Origin of the sequence: Amycolatopsis sp. cg5 (genome assembly GCF_041346955.1) — a bacterium.
In the GTDB taxonomy this organism is placed as follows: domain Bacteria; phylum Actinomycetota; class Actinomycetes; order Mycobacteriales; family Pseudonocardiaceae; genus Amycolatopsis.
The window spans coordinates 6,154,582-6,172,040 of the sequence record NZ_CP166849.1; the positions used below are offsets into that span (position 1 = coordinate 6,154,582).

General features: G+C 68.9%; 19 protein-coding genes. 6 read left to right on the forward strand and 13 right to left on the reverse strand.

The window, feature by feature from the left end; all coding sequences use genetic code 11:
• Window positions 1–16: 16 nt before the first annotated feature.
• Genes AB5J62_RS27360 through AB5J62_RS27370 form a run of 3 tightly spaced genes read right to left on the reverse strand, consistent with a single transcriptional unit; the run spans window position 17 to window position 2,150 of the window.
• Window positions 17–343 carry a DUF3099 domain-containing protein gene (locus tag AB5J62_RS27360; RefSeq protein ID WP_370950358.1) on the reverse strand — a complete coding sequence of 109 codons (327 nt, stop codon included), beginning with the start codon at window positions 341–343 and terminating at the stop codon, window positions 17–19.
• A gap of 26 nt (window positions 344–369) precedes the next feature.
• Window positions 370–1,593: an amidohydrolase gene (locus tag AB5J62_RS27365; RefSeq protein WP_370942788.1), complete on the reverse strand. Its 1,224-nt coding sequence runs from the start codon at window positions 1,591–1,593 to the stop codon at window positions 370–372.
• Window positions 1,594–1,613: 20 nt separating this feature from the next.
• On the reverse strand, window positions 1,614–2,150 hold the full coding sequence (locus tag AB5J62_RS27370) for a hypothetical protein (protein WP_370942789.1): 537 nt from the start codon (window positions 2,148–2,150) through the stop codon (window positions 1,614–1,616).
• Between the two features lie 11 nt (window positions 2,151–2,161).
• Between AB5J62_RS27370 and AB5J62_RS27375 the strand changes: the two genes are divergently transcribed.
• The 4 genes from AB5J62_RS27375 to AB5J62_RS27390 all read left to right on the forward strand — a co-directional run bounded on the left by AB5J62_RS27375 (window position 2,162) and on the right by AB5J62_RS27390 (window position 7,437).
• Window positions 2,162–3,676: a methyltransferase gene (locus AB5J62_RS27375; protein ID WP_370942790.1), complete on the forward strand. Its 1,515-nt coding sequence runs from the start codon at window positions 2,162–2,164 to the stop codon at window positions 3,674–3,676.
• Window positions 3,673–4,098 (forward strand): D-aminoacyl-tRNA deacylase, encoded by a 426-nt coding sequence (dtd, locus tag AB5J62_RS27380; protein ID WP_370942791.1) that lies wholly within the window; start codon window positions 3,673–3,675, stop codon window positions 4,096–4,098. The genes AB5J62_RS27375 and dtd overlap by 4 nt, the downstream gene beginning before the upstream one ends.
• 274 nt (window positions 4,099–4,372) lie before the next feature.
• Window positions 4,373–5,410 carry a sigma-70 family RNA polymerase sigma factor gene (locus AB5J62_RS27385; RefSeq protein WP_370942792.1) on the forward strand — a complete coding sequence of 346 codons (1,038 nt, stop codon included), beginning with the start codon at window positions 4,373–4,375 and terminating at the stop codon, window positions 5,408–5,410.
• Between the two features lie 362 nt (window positions 5,411–5,772).
• Entirely contained in the window at window positions 5,773–7,437 is a 1,665-nt protein-coding gene (locus AB5J62_RS27390) for a fumarate hydratase (protein ID WP_370942793.1), read from the forward strand.
• 63 nt (window positions 7,438–7,500) lie between these two features.
• Here AB5J62_RS27390 and AB5J62_RS27395 read toward each other — a convergent pair whose 3' ends face one another.
• The 10 genes from AB5J62_RS27395 to AB5J62_RS27440 all read right to left on the reverse strand — a co-directional run bounded on the left by AB5J62_RS27395 (window position 7,501) and on the right by AB5J62_RS27440 (window position 15,201).
• A complete protein-coding gene (locus AB5J62_RS27395; protein WP_370942794.1) occupies window positions 7,501–7,938 on the reverse strand; it encodes an SRPBCC family protein in 438 nt (145 codons plus the stop codon).
• A 42-nt stretch (window positions 7,939–7,980) separates the two neighbouring features.
• The gene (locus tag AB5J62_RS27400) at window positions 7,981–8,484 is read right to left on the reverse strand and encodes a hypothetical protein (RefSeq protein ID WP_370942795.1); all 504 of its coding nucleotides are present in this window, start codon (window positions 8,482–8,484) and stop codon (window positions 7,981–7,983) included.
• Window positions 8,485–8,552: 68 nt separating this feature from the next.
• Complete coding sequence (locus AB5J62_RS27405) at window positions 8,553–8,936, reverse strand: hypothetical protein (RefSeq protein WP_370942796.1); 384 nt, start codon at window positions 8,934–8,936, stop codon at window positions 8,553–8,555.
• A 44-nt stretch (window positions 8,937–8,980) separates the two neighbouring features.
• Window positions 8,981–9,793, reverse strand: coding sequence for an ABC transporter permease (locus AB5J62_RS27410; protein ID WP_370942797.1), 813 nt, complete (start codon window positions 9,791–9,793; stop codon window positions 8,981–8,983).
• Window positions 9,771–10,544 (reverse strand): 2-aminoethylphosphonate ABC transporter permease subunit, encoded by a 774-nt coding sequence (locus AB5J62_RS27415; protein ID WP_370942798.1) that lies wholly within the window; start codon window positions 10,542–10,544, stop codon window positions 9,771–9,773. Before AB5J62_RS27415 ends, AB5J62_RS27410 begins: the two co-directional genes overlap by 23 nt.
• Window positions 10,541–11,605: an ABC transporter ATP-binding protein gene (locus tag AB5J62_RS27420; RefSeq protein WP_370942799.1), complete on the reverse strand. Its 1,065-nt coding sequence runs from the start codon at window positions 11,603–11,605 to the stop codon at window positions 10,541–10,543. The genes AB5J62_RS27415 and AB5J62_RS27420 overlap by 4 nt, the downstream gene beginning before the upstream one ends.
• A complete protein-coding gene (locus tag AB5J62_RS27425; protein WP_370942800.1) occupies window positions 11,602–12,558 on the reverse strand; it encodes a 2-aminoethylphosphonate ABC transporter substrate-binding protein in 957 nt (318 codons plus the stop codon). The genes AB5J62_RS27420 and AB5J62_RS27425 overlap by 4 nt, the downstream gene beginning before the upstream one ends.
• Window positions 12,555–13,190: an HAD family hydrolase gene (locus AB5J62_RS27430; protein ID WP_370942801.1), complete on the reverse strand. Its 636-nt coding sequence runs from the start codon at window positions 13,188–13,190 to the stop codon at window positions 12,555–12,557. Before AB5J62_RS27430 ends, AB5J62_RS27425 begins: the two co-directional genes overlap by 4 nt.
• Complete coding sequence (locus AB5J62_RS27435; protein ID WP_370942802.1) at window positions 13,187–14,290, reverse strand: TIGR03364 family FAD-dependent oxidoreductase; 1,104 nt, start codon at window positions 14,288–14,290, stop codon at window positions 13,187–13,189. Before AB5J62_RS27435 ends, AB5J62_RS27430 begins: the two co-directional genes overlap by 4 nt.
• Before the next feature lie 158 nt (window positions 14,291–14,448).
• Window positions 14,449–15,201, reverse strand: coding sequence for a GntR family transcriptional regulator (locus tag AB5J62_RS27440; RefSeq protein WP_370942803.1), 753 nt, complete (start codon window positions 15,199–15,201; stop codon window positions 14,449–14,451).
• A gap of 29 nt (window positions 15,202–15,230) precedes the next feature.
• Between AB5J62_RS27440 and AB5J62_RS27445 the strand changes: the two genes are divergently transcribed.
• Both AB5J62_RS27445 and AB5J62_RS27450 read left to right on the forward strand, forming a co-directional pair.
• Complete coding sequence (locus AB5J62_RS27445; RefSeq protein WP_370942804.1) at window positions 15,231–16,448, forward strand: APC family permease; 1,218 nt, start codon at window positions 15,231–15,233, stop codon at window positions 16,446–16,448.
• A gap of 154 nt (window positions 16,449–16,602) precedes the next feature.
• Window positions 16,603–17,415 carry a trypsin-like serine protease gene (locus AB5J62_RS27450; RefSeq protein ID WP_370942805.1) on the forward strand — a complete coding sequence of 271 codons (813 nt, stop codon included), beginning with the start codon at window positions 16,603–16,605 and terminating at the stop codon, window positions 17,413–17,415.
• The last annotated feature ends 44 nt before the right edge of the window (window positions 17,416–17,459 follow it).

Genomic DNA, 17,459 nt, shown 5'->3' on the forward strand with positions numbered 1-17,459 from the left:
ACGCATTGGGGTTTTTTCAGGAGCCTTCGATGATCCGGTGGGTGCCGGACTCGATCTTGGTCGCGTCCGGGGTGTACCGGTTGACCTTTTCCTTCTTGCGGGCGGGACCGTCGTTGGCGATGAGCACCGCCATCCACGGCAGCGGCACGGAGATCGCGACGAGGGTCAGCGCGAGCCACCACGTCTGATAGAAGACGCCGGCCAGGATCAGGCAGGGGAACCGGAGTCCCATCATGATCATGTACTTGCGTTTGCGGTCGGCCAGCTGGTCTTTGTACGACCGGGCCGCCCCGGTGATGAGCACCGGCTCGTTGGCGGGTCTGGTCACGACACCACCTCCCATTGCGTCCATCCTCCCACTCCCCGTGCTCAGGCGACACCCAGGTGACCGAGCGCGCCGACGACCAGCGTCTCGACGCCGGTGCGCAGTGTCGGGTGGAGTACGGGCGCGAACAGTGGCGAGTGGTTCGACGGGATGTCCTGCTCGAAGCGGCCGGCGCCGATCGCGGCGAGCACGGTGTCCGCGTCGGCTCCCCCGACCAGCCAGAACACCGACGGGACGGCTGCCGCGCGGCCGAACTCGCTGAAGTCCTCGCTGCCGGTGACCAGCGGCGCCTCCATCGTCCGGTCGGCGCCGAAGTGCGCGCGGAACAGAGTGGTGAGGCGAGCGGTCGTCGTGTCGTCGTTGGCGGTGACGGGGAAGCTGCCGATGCGCTCGATGTCCGGTGGCTTGGGGGCGCCGGCGGTCGTGGCCTCGCCGTTGATGATGCGTTCGACGGCGGCGAGCACCTTGGCGCGGACGATCTCGTCGAAGCTGCGGACGTTGACCTCGAGCACCGCGTGGTCGGGGATGATGTTGTGCGCGGTGCCCGCGTGCAGCATCCCGACGGTGACCACGGCCGACTCGGTCGCGGACACCTCACGCGAGACGATCGTCTGCAGTTTCAGCACGATCGACGCGGCCAGCACGACCGGGTCGACGGTCGTCTCCGGCCGCGAACCATGCCCGCCCCGGCCGTGCAGGGTGACGCGCAGCGCGTCGGTCGCGGCCATGATCACGCCGGGCCTGGTCAGCACCCAGCCCGCCGGTCCGGGCACGATGTGCTGTCCCAGCACGACATCCGGCTTGCCCGCCGTCTCGAAGACGCCGTCGCGGATCATGCCGGTCGCGCCGTCGCCGACCTCTTCGCCCGGCTGAAAGACGACCTGCAGGGTGCCGGACCAGCGCGAGCGTCCCTCGGCGAGCAGCCTGGCCGCGCCCGCGAGCCAGGTGACGTGCATGTCGTGCCCACAGGCGTGCATCACGCCGTCGACGGTGCTCGCGTAGTCCAGCCCGGTCTTCTCCTCGACGGGCAGCGCGTCCATGTCCGCGCGCAGCATGACGTTCGGCCCGTCGCCGTTGCGCAGCACGCCGAGCACGCCGGTGCCGGCCAGCCCGGTGCGCACCTCGAAGCCGTCGGCCGCGAGCCGCTCGGCGACGATCCCGGCGGTGCGCGTCTCGGTGAAGGCCAGCTCAGGGTGCCGGTGCAGGTCGAGGTAGAACGCTTCCAAGCCGGGTAACGCGGCCTCGAGCGGGGCGAGCACGGGTGTCATGCCGTGATTCGACCACAGACTCAGGCGGGAAGCTCTTCCGCGTCGAGCCCGAGATCCTCGCGAATCGCGGCCCGCAGCGCGCGATACTCACGCTGCCCTTCTTCCCACAACGTGTCTTTCGCCGCTTCGTAAGTCTCGCGAAGGATGAAGTTCGCCAGGGACGACCGGCGCAGCAGGCTCGCACTGAGCATCGCCCTGATCCGTTCGGGCGCGTGGACGTTGACCATGCCGAGCGACTTCCTGGCCTCCGCCGAGGCCGCGCGGATGTCCTCTTTGGCCTGTTCGTCGACTTTCCGGCCGGCCCGCAACTCGTGCCGGGCGAGAAAAAGAACCCAGTCGAACGACTCGATCGCGCCGACCAGCTCGGCGTACGCGGCGGCGCGCGCGTCGTAGCTCCGCTTGTCCCGTTCGCGTTCCCAGCGCAACTCCTCGCGTTCGAGTTCGCGCCGCCAGCGCCGGTCTTCGCGCCAGCCGGCGATCAGCTGGGCCGAAATCACCCCGGCGAACCCCAGCACGGCCACCACGATCGGCACCCACAACGGCACAGAAGTCGACACGCGCTCACCCTATGACAGCATTACCCGCTGTGAGCACTGATCTTCCTGTCTTCTCCGCCGACCTCTGCGACCGGCTGCGCGAGGCCTTCCTGCGCGCCGGCTATCACGCGGACGGGGTGATCGACGCGCTCGGCGGCGCCGCCAACGCGGCCTTCGGGCGCGGTGAACCCGAGCTCGCGCACCGCGCCAGCCTCGACGCGGGCGACCTCGGCACGCTGATCAGGCTCTTCCTGCTCGGCGAGACCGAAGCGGAGGCCGACGCCAAGTCCGCGTTCGCGCCGGTGAGCATCGACGAGGCGATCGCCGTCGGCCTGCTGCGGCTGACGAGCAACGGCGTGCGCGCCGGGCTGGACGTCCGCCCGCACGGCGACGACGAGGGCGGCGCCTGGTGGGTCTTCTCCGATCTGGACCCCGATCTGCTCGGTCACTCCGTGCCGGGCCATCACGTGCTCGGGGTCGGGCACGCGTCGTTGAGCCTGGTCAGGGCGACGACCAGGCGGCCGGTCGGCACGCTGCTCGATCTCGGCACCGGCAACGGCGTCCAGGCGCTGCACGCGTCGCGGCACGCCCAGCGCGTCACCGCGACCGACGTCTCGGCGCGCGCGCTCGCGCTGGCCGAGGCGACGTTCCGGCTCAACCAGCTCGATGTCGAGCTGGTCAAGGGTGAGTGGTTCGCGCCGGTCGCGCGGCGCAGGTTCGACCAGATCGTCTGCAATCCGCCGTTCGTCGTCGGACCGCCGCGCGTCGACTACACCTACCGCGACTCCGGGCTCGCCGGTGACGACGCGAGCGCGCTCGTCGTGCGCCAGCTGCCGTCCTTCCTCAACGACGGCGGTGTCGGGCAGCTGCTCGCGTCGTGGCTGCATGTGGACGGCGAGGACTGGACCGATCGGGTGAGCCGCTGGCTGCCCGCCGAGACGGACGCCTGGTTCGTGCAGCGTGACGTCGCCGATCCCGGCCTCTACGTCGGCACCTGGCTGCGGGACGCGGGCATCGACCCGCGCTCCCCCGAAGGCCGCGCCAAATCCGCGGACTGGCTCGATTGGTTCGACGCCAACAACGTGGACGGCGTCGGCTTCGGGTTCGTCACACTGCGCCGTTCGGGTGGCAAGACGCCGACGATCGTCGCGGAAGACCTCCGCCAGGCGTACGACGATCCGCTGGGCGCCGAGGCGGCGACCTGGCTCGATCGCGTCGACTGGTTGCGGGACAACGGCGACGTGGTGCTGGAGACCAGCTTCCAGGTGCCCAAGACCGTGCTGCTCGAACGCGTCGACGAGCTGGGCCCGGAAGGGTGGCTGACCACCGTCCGGCGGCTGCACCGCACCGACGGTCCCGGCTGGCAGCACGAGGTCGACGAGCTCGCCGGACGGCTGCTGGCGGGCTGCCAGGGAGCGCTGCCGCTGGAGGACCTGATCGAGCTTCTCGCCGCCGCACAAGGACTCTCCGCCGAAGAGCTCTCGGCGAGCGCCGTGCCGGTGGTGCGGGAACTGGTCCGTCACGGCATGTTGCTGCCGGTCCGATGAGGGCGGTCGTGGCGCGGGTCACCGAAGCGAGCGTGACCGTCGAGGGCGAGGTCGTCGGCGCCATCGACGAGCCCGGTTTGTTGGTGCTGCTGGGAATCCACGTCGACGACCAGCCGGAACAGGCCGCGACCATGGCAAGGAAGCTGCACGAGTCCCGCATCCTGCGCGACGAGGAATCCTGCGCGGACACCGGAGCGCCGCTGCTGGTGGTGAGTCAGTTCACGCTCTATGGGGACACCCGGAAGGGCAGGCGTCCGTCGTGGACCAAGGCCGCCCGCCCCGAACCGGCGGAGAAGCTGGTGGACGCGGTGGTCAGTGAATTGCGCACGCGCGGTGCGCGCGTGGAAACCGGACGTTTCGGTGCCATGATGGAGGTACGCAGCCTCAACGACGGTCCGTTCACCGTTCTCATTGAGGTTTAACGCATAAAGACATTCGCATCCGGTCCGTGTTTCTCAGTCAAATCTCAGGTTTCGCTCTCAGCAAAAGCTCAGGTTTGATCGAGCAACCGAGGAGAGGTCAGGCCCGTCTCTTTTATTGACGGGCCCGGGAACGAAATGACAACCCGAGGCGTTGAGCACAGTGTCCGGCCAGCGAGCCGGACGCCCGCCGACCGGGTTTCCACAGGGCTCGGCCGACGGGAAGCAGTGACGTGGCGCACCGCACCACGTTCAACCCGTGACCGGGGAGGCAGAAATGTCAGTCCAGACGCTCGAACGCGAAGCCAGGGGGATTCGCGAGCGCAGGATTCCTGCGCAGGAGATCATCGACGAGCCGGTTGCCCCCGCCGCTCCGATGGAGACCGCCGACCTCGACGCCCAAAGCCCCGCCGCCGACCTCGTCCGGGTGTACCTCAATGGTATCGGAAAAACCGCACTGCTCACCGCGGCCGACGAAGTCGAGCTCGCGAAGCGCATCGAAGCCGGTGTTTTCGCCCAGCACGTGCTGGACACCGCGGACAAGCTGACGCCGAAGCGCCGCTCCGAGATGAGCGCGCTGGTGCGCGACGGCCACGTCGCCAAGAACCACCTGCTCGAGGCCAACCTGCGCCTGGTCGTGTCGCTGGCCAAGCGCTACACCGGCCGGGGGATGCCGCTGCTCGACCTGATCCAGGAGGGGAACCTGGGCCTGATCCGCGCGGTGGAGAAGTTCGACTACTCCAAGGGGTTCAAGTTCTCGACCTACGCCACCTGGTGGATCCGCCAGGCCATCACCAGGGGGATGGCCGACCAGGGACGCACCATCCGGCTGCCGGTCCACCTCGTGGAGCAGGTGAACAAGCTCGCCCGCATCAAGCGTGACCTGCACCAGCAGCTCGGGCGCGACGCCACGCACGAGGAGCTGGCCGCCGAGTCGGGCATCCCGGCCGAGAAGATCTCCAGCCTGCTCGACCACGCGCGTGACCCGGTATCGCTGGACATGCCGGTCGGCACCGAGGAAGACGCCCCGCTGGGCGACTTCATCGAGGACTCCGAGGCCACCGACGCGGAGAGCGCCGTGATCTCGGGCCTGCTCCAGGACGACCTGCGCCGCGTGCTCGCGACGCTGGACGACCGCGAGCAGCACGTCATCAGGCTCCGCTATGGCCTCGACGACGGCCAGCCGCGCACGCTCGACCAGATCGGCAAGCACTTCGGGCTCTCCCGTGAGCGCGTCCGCCAGATCGAGCGCGAGGTCATGTCGAAGCTGCGCCAGGGCGAACGGGCCGACAGACTGCGCGCCTACGCCAGCTAGCACGATGATCGTTAGGACATTCGGGGCTGTGCGCGGTGACACCGCGCACAGCCTCGCCTTGTTTCGCGCATGCTCGTGATTGCAAGGTGCATGCAAAGTGGTGATTAGTTTGCGGGCGTGTTCACGCAGTGGAATACACGTTCGGCGGCGTTGACTTATGACCTGCGTCACGAGACCGTCTACTCGGCGACAACGAACTCGGTCCTCTGACCAACAAGGTCACTGAGCTTCGCGGCCGGGCGCACGCGTCCGGGCCGCTTTCCCCGGAAGGTCGGGTCCGTCGGGGTGGGCCCGGCCTTCCGACATTTTCCGGCCGGGTATTTTCGAGGCACCGAATTTGCGCGCAAAGGAGCCCGCTTCCCGTGTCCTCCAAGCCCACCACGTTCCAGCACACCGAAGTCCTGCCGCTCGGCAAAGACACCCGCACCGAGTACCGGCTGGTCAGCCCGGACGGCGTCCGCCTCGTCGAAGCGGCGGGCCGCAAGTTCCTCGAAGTCGACCCCGAGGCGCTGACCCTGCTGGCGCGCACCGCCATCACCGACATCCAGCACCTGTTGCGCACGTCACACCTGGCGCAGCTGCGCGCGATCGTCGACGACCCCGAAGCGTCCGGAAACGACCGTTTCGTCGCAATGGACCTGTTGCGCAACGCGGCGATCTCCGCGGGCGGCGTGCTGCCGATGTGCCAGGACACCGGCACCGCGATCGTCATCGGCAAGCGCGGCGAAGGCGTGCTGACCGGCGGCGACGACGAGCGCGCGCTGTCCAAGGGCATCTTCGACGCCTACCAGGAGCTGAACCTGCGGTACTCGCAGATGGCGCCGGTGAACTTCTGGGACGAGAAGAACACCGGGACGAACCTGCCCGCGCAGATCGAGCTCTATCACAAAGACGGCCAGGCCGACCCGGCGTACGAGTTCCTGTTCATGGCCAAGGGCGGCGGCAGCGCGAACAAGACTTTCCTTTACCAGGAAACGAAAGCCGTGCTGAACCCGAAGCGGCTCGCGAAGTTCCTCGACGAGAAGCTGCGCAGCCTCGGTACCGCGGCCTGCCCGCCGTACCACCTCGCGATCGTCGTCGGCGGTATGTCGGCGGAGTTCAACCTGAAGGTCGCGAAGCTCGCTTCGGCGCGCTACCTCGACGACCTGCCGACCGAGGGTTCCGCGCTGGGCCACGGTTTCCGTGACACCGACCTCGAGCAGCAGGTGCTGGAGATGACGCGCCAGTTCGGCATCGGCGCGCAGTTCGGCGGCAAGTACTTCTGCCACGACGTCCGCGTCATCCGGCTCCCCCGCCACGGCGCCTCGTGCCCGGTCGGCGTGGCCGTCTCGTGCTCGGCGGACCGTCAGGCGAAGGCCAAGATCACCGCGGACGGCGTGTTCCTGGAGCAGCTGGAGCGCGACCCCGCGCAGTTCCTGCCGGACGTGACCTCGGAGGACCTGTCGGACGAGGTCGTCTCGGTCGACCTGAACCAGCCGATGTCCGAGATCCGCGCGCAGCTCGCGGCGCTGCCGGTGAAGACGCGCCTGTCGCTGACCGGCCCGCTGGTCGTCGCCCGCGACATCGCGCACGCCAAGATCGCCGAGCGGCTCGACGCCGGCGAGGAGATGCCGCAGTACCTGCGCGACCACCCGGTCTACTACGCCGGCCCGGCCAAGACGCCCGAGGGCTACGCGTCGGGTTCGTTCGGCCCGACGACCGCGGGCCGGATGGACTCCTACGTCGAGCAGTTCCAGGCGGCGGGCGGCTCGCTCGTCATGCTGGCCAAGGGCAACCGCTCGAAGAAGGTGACCTCCTCGTGCGAGCAGCACGGCGGGTTCTACCTGGGTTCGATCGGCGGCCCGGCCGCGCGCCTGGCGCAGGACTGCATCAAGAAGGTCGACGTGCTCGAGTACGCCGAGCTCGGCATGGAAGCCGTGTGGAAGATCGAGGTCGAGGACTTCCCCGCCTTCATCGTCATCGACGACAAGGGCAACGACTTCTTCGCCGCGACCTCGGAGCCCACCCTGCAGATCAGCTTCCGCTAGCCGCGATAAAGCCCGCTTTACTCCCCGGAGTAAAGCGGGCTTTATCGCGCTTGAGCGCTGGGGCTAGGCCTGGGCGAAGCGCTGCTCCAGGCGGGTGAGGGTGCGCTCGATGCCCTGCTTGTTCTTGCGCGGGAAGAAGCTGAGGCTGATGAGCAGCGGCGTGCGGGCCGTCGACCAGTCGAACGTCTCCGTCACCTCGGTGCCGCCGTCGACCGGGCGGAGCTGCCAGCGCCAGCGGTGGCCGTTGAAGTGGCGCCACGCGATGAGGCGGTTCTCCTCGAATTCGACGACCGTGTTCTGGATTTTGTACGACGCGCCCATTTTCATGTCCATGCCGAATTTCGCGCCGAGTTCGAGCCTCGGCGGGTTACCCGAGCGGGCGGCCTGAACGGTTCCGGAACCGTCGAGCTCCGGATGTTTCGCCGGATCGGCGAGCAGCGCGAAGATCTGTTCCGGCGTGGTGGCGACCGTCTTGGTCACCGAGACCTGACGTTTTCCCATACCGGCAGTATGCCCGCATGCCACGCCGGAACACTGTGACGGTCATCGCTTGCGCGGCGACTCCTGGAGCACGACCGTGCGCTGACCCAGCGGGGCGCTCAGCGTCGCCGTGATCACCGGGGTCCGGATGTCCATCGTGCACATCTGGTCGGTCTGCGCCTGGGTCTGCACCAGGTTGATCACCACGCGCTTGTCGTTCTGCTCGATCGGCGCCGCGCTGACGTGGCCGCAGCCACCCTCCTGCGCGCGGATGTTCAGCACGGTGCCGCCGTTGCTGACCGTCACCTCACGCGGATAGTCCGCGGGCAGCTGGGTCGCGTCGATCTGGGCGGGCTGCACGATCATGCTGTCCTCGGGCACCGCCTGGGTCGGTTTGCCCGGTTTGACCGGCGGTGGGACCGGGAGTTCCTTCGACGACGACGGCGCCGGAGACGACGGCGGCGGGGCGAAGGTCCCGTTGCCAGCGGCCGGAGCAGGCGCGGGTGCGTCGGTCGCGGCCTGGCCGCAGGCGGTCGCCGCGGCGAGGATCATCCCGATTCCGGCCATTTTCGCTAAGTGCCTCATGCCATCAGGACGGTACGGGGTCGGCTCGGGGTTGCATCGGAGAGTCCGCATCACTTGGGCCGTTCCGCCGTCAGGACCAGGGTCCGCTGCCCCAGCGGCTGATCGAGGGTGACGGTCAGCGTCACCTCGCGGATGTACATCGGGCACATCTCGCCCGGTCGCGTGTCCAGCTTCACCAGCCGGACGGCGACGCGCTGCTCGTTCTGCTCGGCGACGGTCGCGCGCAGCTTCTCGCAGCCGCCTTCCTCGGCCTTGATCAGCAGGTCGTTGCCCGCCGTCGTGACGTTCTTCGGATACTCCGGCGGCAACGCGGCCGTGTCGATCTGCGGCGCCGGTACCGGTCCGCTGACCGGGAGCGACGTGGTCGGCAGCGTCGGCCCGCCGCCGGCCGCTGGTTGGACGGCTGTCACCTCATGGCCGGCACAGGCGGTCACCGCAACGAGGATCAGGCCCGTACCGATCAACTTCGTCAAGTGCCTCATACCCTCCGAGACGGAACGGACGCGCTCCGGGGTTGCACCAGTCCGACGATCACCAGGCCCAGCAGCGTGACCAGCAGCAACACCACCGTGCTCGCGGAGGCGAGCAGCACCTGTCCCCGGTCGGTGAGCGCGAAGATGCTCGCCGGGAGCGTCCGCCAGTCGGGCGGGAACAGCATCATCGTCGCGCCGAGCTCGCCCATGGACATCGCGAGCGCGAGACTGGCCGAGGCCGCCATCGACGGCAGCAGCACCGGGAGCCGCACGCGCAGCAGCACGCGGGCCGGGCTCGCGCCGAGACTGGCCGCGGCCAAGGCCAGCTGTGGGTCGGCGCGGCGCACCGCGGCGGACACCGTGCTGTACGAGAACGGCAGCAGGATCATCAAGTGTCCGATGAGGACGATCCACCTGGTCCCGTTGAGCAGCACCGGCGGCCTGCTGAACGCGACCAGCAAGGCCAGCCCGAGCACCACGGACGGGACCGCGATCGGCAGGTGGAACACGGTGTCCACCCAGCGCCGCAGCCGTCGCGGCGCGTGTTCGGCCGCCAAAGCCGCCCAAGTGCCCAGCACCACCGAGACCGCCGAGGCGATGACTCCGGTCTGCACGCTCACCGACAGGCTCGCGAACGTCTCGCCGGACAACGCCTCCGCGTAGTGCGCGCCGGTCAACGCGCTCGGCAGCACGTCGGTCCAGCGCCCGGCGAACGAGGCGAGCACGATCATCACCAGCGGCGCGAGCACGACCACGGTGAACAGCACGCCGAACACCGTCCACAGTAGAGCCCTGCTACGCGGTTTCCACAGCAGCACGCCTGCCTCCCCAGTGATAGAGCGCGATCGAGAACACCACGTTGAGCACCGCGAGCACGCACGCCTGCGGGAACTCGAAGGTGACGATCCCCTTGGTGTAGATGAGCATCGGCAAGGTCTGGACGTCCTTGGCGCCGACGAACAGCACGATCCCGAACTCGTTCATCGCCAGCAGCATGGTCAGGCACGCGCCGGACACGAGCGACGGCCGCGCCTCGGGCAGGATCACCTGCCGGAGCACCCGGCCCGGCTTGGCGCCGAGACTCGCGGCCACCTCCAGCTGCGCGGTCGAGACCTGGCTGAACGCGGCGAGCGCGGGCCGCATCACGAACGGCGTGTAGAACGTGATCTCGGCGAGCAGCACACCCCATTGCGAATACAGGAAACCGCCGGTGCCGAGCAATCCCGCGCTGCCGTAGAGGAACGTGAACGCCAAAGCGATCAGGAACGACGGGAACGCGAGCACGGTGTCGACCACTTTGGACAGCGCACGCGCGCCGGGGAACGGGACGAACGCGATGACCAGCGCGAGGAACGTGCCGAGCAGGACGCACCCGGCGGTCGCGCCCAGCGCGATCACGATCGTGCGCCAGGCCGCGGTGCGGAACTCCGCGGAGCCGAGCACGTCGGCCCAGGCCGACAGGCCGAAGCCCGTGTCGGTGGAGAGCGACTGCCAGACGATGAGCGCGAGCGGGTAGCAGAAGAACCCGAGCAGCACGAGCAGCGGCGGCAGCAGCCAGCGGATCCTCACCCCGTACCTCCGACGGCGACGAGCGGGCAACCGTCCGGAATGGACACTCCGACCGGCTCGCCGACGGCGGGCAGCCCGTCGACGGACGGCACCTCGGCACGCACCTGGCACGGCTCGCCGCCGAGTTCGAGGTCCAGATCGAGCCGGAATCCGCTGCCACGCCACTGCACGCCACGCAGCCGGGCGGTGTACGCGCCCGCGCCCGCGTGCACGCCGACGCGATGCGGCCGCACGCCGAGCGCGACCGGCTGTCCGGCGTGGAACTCCCCCATCGGCTCGGCGGCGAGTTCACGGCCGCCGAGCCGCACGGTGCCCGCGCGGATCACCTCGACCGGGATGAGGTTGGACGCGCCGAGGAACGCGGCGGTGAACTCCGTCGACGGCCGGTGGTAGAGCTGTTCGCTCGGCCCGGTCTCGACCAGCCGCGCGTCACGCATGACGGCGATCCGGTCGGCCAGCGCGAGCGCCTCGCTCTGATCGTGGGTGACGTAGATCAGCGTGGTGTCCGGCAGTTCGGCGCGCAGCCGCAGCAACTCGGCGACCATGTCCTCGCGCAGCGTCGCGTCCAAAGCGGACAGTGGCTCGTCGAGCAGCAGCACGTCCGGCCGGATGGCGAGCGCACGTGCGATGGCGACGCGCTGCTGCTGTCCGCCGGAGAGTTCACGCGGGAACCGGCGCGCGTAACCGCCCATGCCGACGAGACCGAGCACTTCGGACACTCGCGCGGCGATCTCCGCGCGAGGCGTCTTCCGCGCCTTGAGTCCGAACGCGACATTGTCGGCGACGCGCATGTGCGGGAACAGCGCGTAGCTCTGCACCACGACACCGAGCCCGCGCAGATGCGGCGGCACGTCCGTGACGTCACGACCTTCGAGCAGCACGCGCCCGGCGCTCGGCCGGACGAACCCGGCGAGCGCCTTGAGCGCGGTCGACTTGCCGGAGCCGGACGGCCCGAGCAGCGCGAGCGTCTCGCCGCGCGCCACCGACAGGTCGAGCGGCTCCAGCGCGCACGTCTGTCCGTAGTGGACGGAGACGCCGCGGAACTCGACCGAGGGTGTCATCGCCCGACGGCCTTCTTGTACGCGGCGAGGTCGGCGTCGAGCTTGGCGAGCACCTTGTCCCACTCCGGCTGCCAGATCTCGACGCCCTGCAGCGCGGCCTTGATCTTGTCGGCCTTGGGTCCGCTCACCGGGGTGTCGGCCTTCGCGGGCAGGCCGTACGCGTCGACCGCCTTCGCCTGGACCTCGGCCGAGAACAGGAAGTCGAGCAGCTTCCTGGCGTTGTCGGCGTGCGGCGCGTTCTTGACCAGCCCGGCGTAGTACGGCAGCGCGAGCGTCGACTTCCTGCCCTGCGCGTCGGCCGGGAAGAACACCTCGAACCCGCCGCTCTTGTCGATCTCGGCGAGGTTCATCTGGACGTCGCCGTTGGCCACGAGGATCTCGCCCTTGGCGGTCTTGGGCTGGAGCTTGCCGGTCGACGAGGACGGGCCGACGTTGTTGGCCTCCAGCTTGCCGAGGTAGTCGAGCGCGCCCTGCTCGCCGAAGACGTGCTGGAGTTCGAGCAGCACGGCGGTGCCGTCGCCCGCCTCGCCCGGCGTCGAGTACTGGATCTTGCCCTTGAGCTTCGGGTCGAGCAGGTCGTCCCAGGTCTTGGGCGAGGCGCCGGGATTGTGGATGAAGCTCAGGTAGTTGTTCATCAGCACGGACGGCGCGTCGATCAGGCCCTGCGCGGCGACGCGCTGGATGAATGGCGGCAGCGTGACGAGTACGTCGGCCTGAGTGTTGGCCTTCTCCTTCTCGACGCGCGAGGCGACCTCACCGGAGCCCGCGGTGACGGCCTGCACGGTGATACCCGTTTGCGTCTTGAACTCGGCGAAGCGCGCGGTGTACCAGTCTTCGAGACCGTCCACTGTGTACAGCGTGACCGTCTTGTCGCCACTGGCGCCGCCCGCGGTGCCACCGCAGGCGGACACCACGGACAAGAGACCGATCAGGGCAAGGGCTTTGAGCTTCATGACACTCCTTTGAGGACGGCGGGGAGATCGCGGACGGAGTCGAGCACGTGAGTGGCCTGGCCGAGGTCGTCGGCCGTGGAGGTGCCGGTGAGCACTCCGGCGACGACCGAGGCTCCGGCACGCAGGCCGGTGAGCACATCGGACGGGGTGTCGCCGACGACGGCGGCCCGGCGCAGGTCGGTGGTTTCGAGCCGCAGCGCGGCCGCGAGCACGAGATCGGGGAACGGGCGGCCGCGGACGCCCTCGCCCGGCGCGAGCACGAGGTCGGCGAGGTCATGCCAGCCGAGCACGTCGAGGATCGCCTGCTGGGTGGCCGGGGAAAAGCCGGTGGTGAGCGCGACTTTGGCGCCGTCTTCGCGCAGCGAGCGGATGACGTCTTCGGCGCCGGGAATCGGCTCGCAGAGGTCGAGCAGCTCGGCGTAGGCCTTCTCGAAGGCCAGATTCGCTTGCTGGGCCGCGTTTTCGTCGTCGAGGATGGCCCGGAAGACGGTGATCTTCGACTGGCCCATCGTCGCCATGACGTAGTCGAGGTGCTCGTCGGACCCCATCGCCTCGCCGAACGCGCGCACGACGAGCCCGTCGTCCGCGACGGTCGTGCCCGCCATGTCGAGTACCACCAGTTCGGTGTTCACAGTCCGGCCTCCTCGGCGGTGTCTTCGGCGATGGCGGGCGAGCAGGTCATGCCGCGCCCGCCGGGCCCGGTGACCAGCCAGGCGTTGTCGGCGACCCGCGCGCGGTGCGCGACCAAGGCCGGGTCGAGCGCCTGCGCGTAGACGCCTGCCCAGCGCCTGGCGATCCGCGGCAGCGGCCGCCCGAGCAGCGCGCTCGCGGTCTCGGTCAGATGGTCGTACGGGTTTTCGGTGACATCGAAGGAAAACGGCTCGTCGTACTCGTGCGTGTCGCCGATCGTGAGCGAGCCGTCGAGCCGCTGGACCATGAGCAGCTGCATCGCGTTGGCGGCGGCCACTTCGGACTGCGGATGGCTGTTGAGCGCGTCGAGCGCCGGCCCGCGATACGCCGGGTAGTAACGGAAACTGTCCGCGTCGGCGACGGTCGTGGTGAGCTTCTCGGGCAGCGGCTCGGTCTGCGCCATCTGCAACCGGACCCGGCGCACCGGCGGTTTCCCGGCGATCTCGGTGATCAGCCCGCCGAGCCAGGCGCCCGTGCAGCACAGGACGAGATCGGCGCCGTGCGACTGTCCGTGGTCGTCGCGGACGCCGTTCGCGGTCAGCTCGCGGACCTCGCGGCCGGGCAGCCAGGTGTAGCGGCCGCTGCGCGCGAGTTCGGCACGCAAGGCGGGCTGGGCGACGCGCGGTTCGACGGCGGCGTCCTTGTCGCACCACAGGGCACCGAGGAAATCCCCGCGCAGCGCGGGATTCAGCGCTCTGACTTCAGCGGCGTCGAGCAGCTTGAACCCGCGATCGCCGTCGGCGGCCTCCCGCGCGACGGCGAGTTCGGCCTCGGTCCGCACCACGGTGAGCGAGCCGTTCGCCCGGAAGCCGACACCCGGCACCCGCGCGCCGATCTCCTCCCAGAGCCGCCGCGCCCGCACCGCCGTCTCGTACTCGACGCCGGGCGCCCGGCCACCGACCCACACCAGCCCGAAGTTGCGCACGGACGCGCCACGCGCCTCGGGCTCACGTTCGAGCTGGACCACTTCATGACCACGTTCGACGGCCTGCCAGGCGTGCATGGTGCCGAGCACGCCGCCGCCCACGATGAGAATTCGCACGCCGTGCACGGTCGCCGCCGAGCCCGAACAAACCATGGCCGCCCGGCGAACCCGGCGTGAACCCACCCGAAAGGTTCGGATGAGTTACCATTCCGTGACATTTGGAGTCGTGAGTGTTTAGACCGGTTAGAACCGGCCGTACCACTCACGACCCTTGGTCAGTCGATGCGGCCGAGGCGAGTCATGAAGGAGAGGCGGTCGCCACGGAAGAGCGAGCGGACACGTTCGAACGGCTTGCCGTCCGGGCCCCAGGAGACGCGGTGCATGAGCAGCATCGGCAGCGCCGGGTTCGTGCCGATGAGCAGCGCCTCGCGCGGGGTCGCGAGCACGGTCTCGACGCGCTCCTCCGCCCCGTCGAAGACGACGCCGAGCCGGTCGCGCAGGCAGGCGTAGAGCGACTGCTCGGGGTCGAAGACGTCCATGAGGGTCGGGAAGCGGTCCGCCAGCAGGAAGGTGGACTCAAGGCCGACGCGCTCGGAATCGGCGAGCAGGACGCGCTCGATGTGGACGACCTCGGCGTCGGGTTCGACCTGGAGTTCGGCGGCGAGCGCCGGGCTCGCGGGGTGGCGTTCGAGCGTGATCAGGGTGCGGCCGGGCTCGATGCCCTGGCGGCGCAGGCCCTCGGTGTAGCTGACGAGCGCGAGCGGCTGGACCAGCTTCGGCCCGGCGACGAAGGTGCCGCTGCCCTGGCGTCGGCGGAGTTTGCCCTCCAGCACCAGCTCGCTGACCGCCTGGCGGACCGTCGCGCGTGACACGTCGAAGCGCTCGCACAATTCCCGCTCCGTCGGCAACGCGGTGCCCTCGCCGAGTTCGGCGGTCATTTCGAGCAGTTCGACCTTCACCGCGTAATAACGCGGGATCCGGCCGTGCTCCGGAATGCCGTCCCGGAACGGTCCACTGGGCGCTTGCATAGTGATCGAGCTTAGGCACAATGTCCGCCATGCCCTCCCCCAGCCTGTCCAGGCGCCTCGGCACGCGCGACGCGGTCATCATCGGGCTGGGTTCGATGATGACCGCCGGCGTGTTCGCGGCCTTCGCTCCCGCAGCCCAGGCCGCGGGTTCGGGCCTGCTGATCGGACTCGTGCTCGCCGCTTTCGTCGCGTACTGCAACGCGACCTCGTCCGCACGGCTGGCCGCGCTGTACCCGGCCTCGGGCGGAACCTACGTGTACGGCAGGGAAAGGCTGGGCGAATTCTGGGGTTACCTGGCGGGGTGGGGGTTCATCGTCGGGAAGACCGCCAGTTGCGCGGCGATGGCGCTGACCGTGGCGACCTACTCGGGCTTCCGCTGGCCGAAGGTCTTCGCGGCCGGGGCGGTGCTGGCGTTGACCGCGGTCAATTATCGTGGCGTGCAACGGTCGGCGCAGGCGACGCGAATCATTGTCGCCTGCACACTCACCGTACTGACGCTTTCCGTCGTCGCGATGTCTTCCGGATCATTCGTAACGGTGCATCCGTTCGGCGATTTTCGATTCGGCGGAGTACTCGAATCGGCGGGATTGTTGTTCTTCGCGTTCGCGGGATATGCGCGAATCGCCACGCTCGGCGAAGAGGTCAAGGATCCCGCGAAGACGATCCCACGCGCGATTCCGATCGCCTTGGGTATCGCATTCGCCGTATACGCCGTGCTGGCCGTCGTTTTGTTGTCCGCACTCGGGCCGGACCGGCTCGCCGCCGCGCCGGACCCGATCGCGGCCGCGGTGGCCGGCACCTGGCTCACCCCGGTCGTCCGGGTGGGAGCGTGCGTCGCCGCGCTGGGATCCTTGCTGGCTTTGATACTCGGGGTGTCACGCACGACGCTGGCGATGGCACGGGACGGACACCTGCCCCAGTCCCTCTCCTCGGTACATCCCCGATTCGGCGTGCCACACCGGGCCGAGGTCGCGGTCGGCGTGACCGTCGCGGTGCTCGTGTCGATCGTGGACCTTCGCGGCGCGATCGGCTTCTCGTCCTTCGCGGTACTGGTTTATTACGCGATCGCGAACGCGAGCGCGCTGACGCTGCGCACACGACGGCTCGTTCCGGCGGCCGGCCTGCTCGGCTGCCTGGTCGTCGCGTTCAGTCTTCCGCTCGCTTCAGTCCTTTTTGGTTGCGCTGTGTTCGCGATCGGGGCTGGCATTTGGGTCATCCGGCGGCCCGCCCGCGACAAGCGGCCATAAGCCCAGCGGATAACCCGAACGACGCAATCGGTGAATGCTCGTCCGAAAGATCCGAAGAAAGTTGGTTGTCCGGTGCTTGCCAACCTGCTTGAGTTTGTGTTGCCGCCGCAAAAGCGCGCCCGTATCCATTGTGGACACCGGAAGGAATGATCCGTTGAGCAATAGGAAATGGTTCACCCTGCTCAAAAACACGGCCATCGCGGTCACCGCCGCCGCTACCATCTTCGGCCTTGCTTCCCCGGCTCTCGCATCCCCCGTTTCCGAACCCCCGCAGACGAATGTCGTCGGCGGAACCCGGGCCGCCCAGGGTGAATTCCCGTGGATGGTCCGGCTTTCGATGGGCTGCGGCGCCGCGCTGTACTCACGGCAGATCGTCGTGACTGCGGCGCACTGCGTGTCCCGCACCGGCGCCAACACCTCGATCACCGCCACCTTCGGCGTGGTCGACCTGCAGAGCAGCGCGGCGGTGAAGATCAAGTCCACCTACGTGCACCGGTCACCGACGTACGACACGTCGACCGGTGGCGACTGGGCGCTGATCAAGCTGGCCAGCCCGGCGCCCGCGTCGATCCCGTTGCTCCCGCTCGCCGAGACGAAGGCGTTCGACAACGGCACCTTCGACATCATCGGCTGGGGCGCGGCCAGTGAAGGCGGCGCGCAGCAGCGGTACCTGCTGAAGGCGAAGGTCAACTTCGTCACGGACGCCACCTGCAAGGCGGCCGGTGGCTCGTACAGCGGCCTGATCGCCAACGCGGAGATCTGCGCGGGCAACATCCCCAACGGTGGCATCGACACCTGCCAGGGTGACTCGGGCGGCCCGATGTTCCGCAAGGACAACGCGGGAGCGTGGGTCCAGGTCGGCATCGTCAGCTGGGGCGAGGGTTGCGCCCGCAAGGGCAAGCCCGGCGTCTACACCGAGGTGAGCACCTTCGCGTCCGCCATCAAGGCAGCCGCGGCGAAGCTCTAGCACGAACGCGATAAAGCGGGCTTTATCCCACGGGATAAAGCCCG

What these genes read in the sequence shown, in the direction of transcription:
- AB5J62_RS27365 (WP_370942788.1), bottom strand. Translation starts at nt 1,593, where the DNA reads ATGACACCCGTGCTCGCCCCGCTCGAGGCCGCGTTACCCGGCTTGGAA.
- AB5J62_RS27400 (WP_370942795.1), bottom strand. Translation starts at nt 8,484, where the DNA reads ATGGCCGGAATCGGGATGATCCTCGCCGCGGCGACCGCCTGCGGCCAG.
- AB5J62_RS27440 (WP_370942803.1), bottom strand. Translation starts at nt 15,201, where the DNA reads ATGCAAGCGCCCAGTGGACCGTTCCGGGACGGCATTCCGGAGCACGGC.
- dtd (WP_370942791.1), top strand. Translation starts at nt 3,673, where the DNA reads ATGAGGGCGGTCGTGGCGCGGGTCACCGAAGCGAGCGTGACCGTCGAG.
- AB5J62_RS27445 (WP_370942804.1), top strand. Translation starts at nt 15,231, where the DNA reads ATGCCCTCCCCCAGCCTGTCCAGGCGCCTCGGCACGCGCGACGCGGTC.
- AB5J62_RS27375 (WP_370942790.1), top strand. Translation starts at nt 2,162, where the DNA reads ATGACAGCATTACCCGCTGTGAGCACTGATCTTCCTGTCTTCTCCGCC.
- AB5J62_RS27395 (WP_370942794.1), bottom strand. Translation starts at nt 7,938, where the DNA reads ATGGGAAAACGTCAGGTCTCGGTGACCAAGACGGTCGCCACCACGCCG.
- AB5J62_RS27385 (WP_370942792.1), top strand. Translation starts at nt 4,373, where the DNA reads ATGTCAGTCCAGACGCTCGAACGCGAAGCCAGGGGGATTCGCGAGCGC.
- AB5J62_RS27360 (WP_370950358.1), bottom strand. Translation starts at nt 343, where the DNA reads ATGGGAGGTGGTGTCGTGACCAGACCCGCCAACGAGCCGGTGCTCATC.
- AB5J62_RS27425 (WP_370942800.1), bottom strand. Translation starts at nt 12,558, where the DNA reads ATGAAGCTCAAAGCCCTTGCCCTGATCGGTCTCTTGTCCGTGGTGTCC.
- AB5J62_RS27420 (WP_370942799.1), bottom strand. Translation starts at nt 11,605, where the DNA reads ATGACACCCTCGGTCGAGTTCCGCGGCGTCTCCGTCCACTACGGACAG.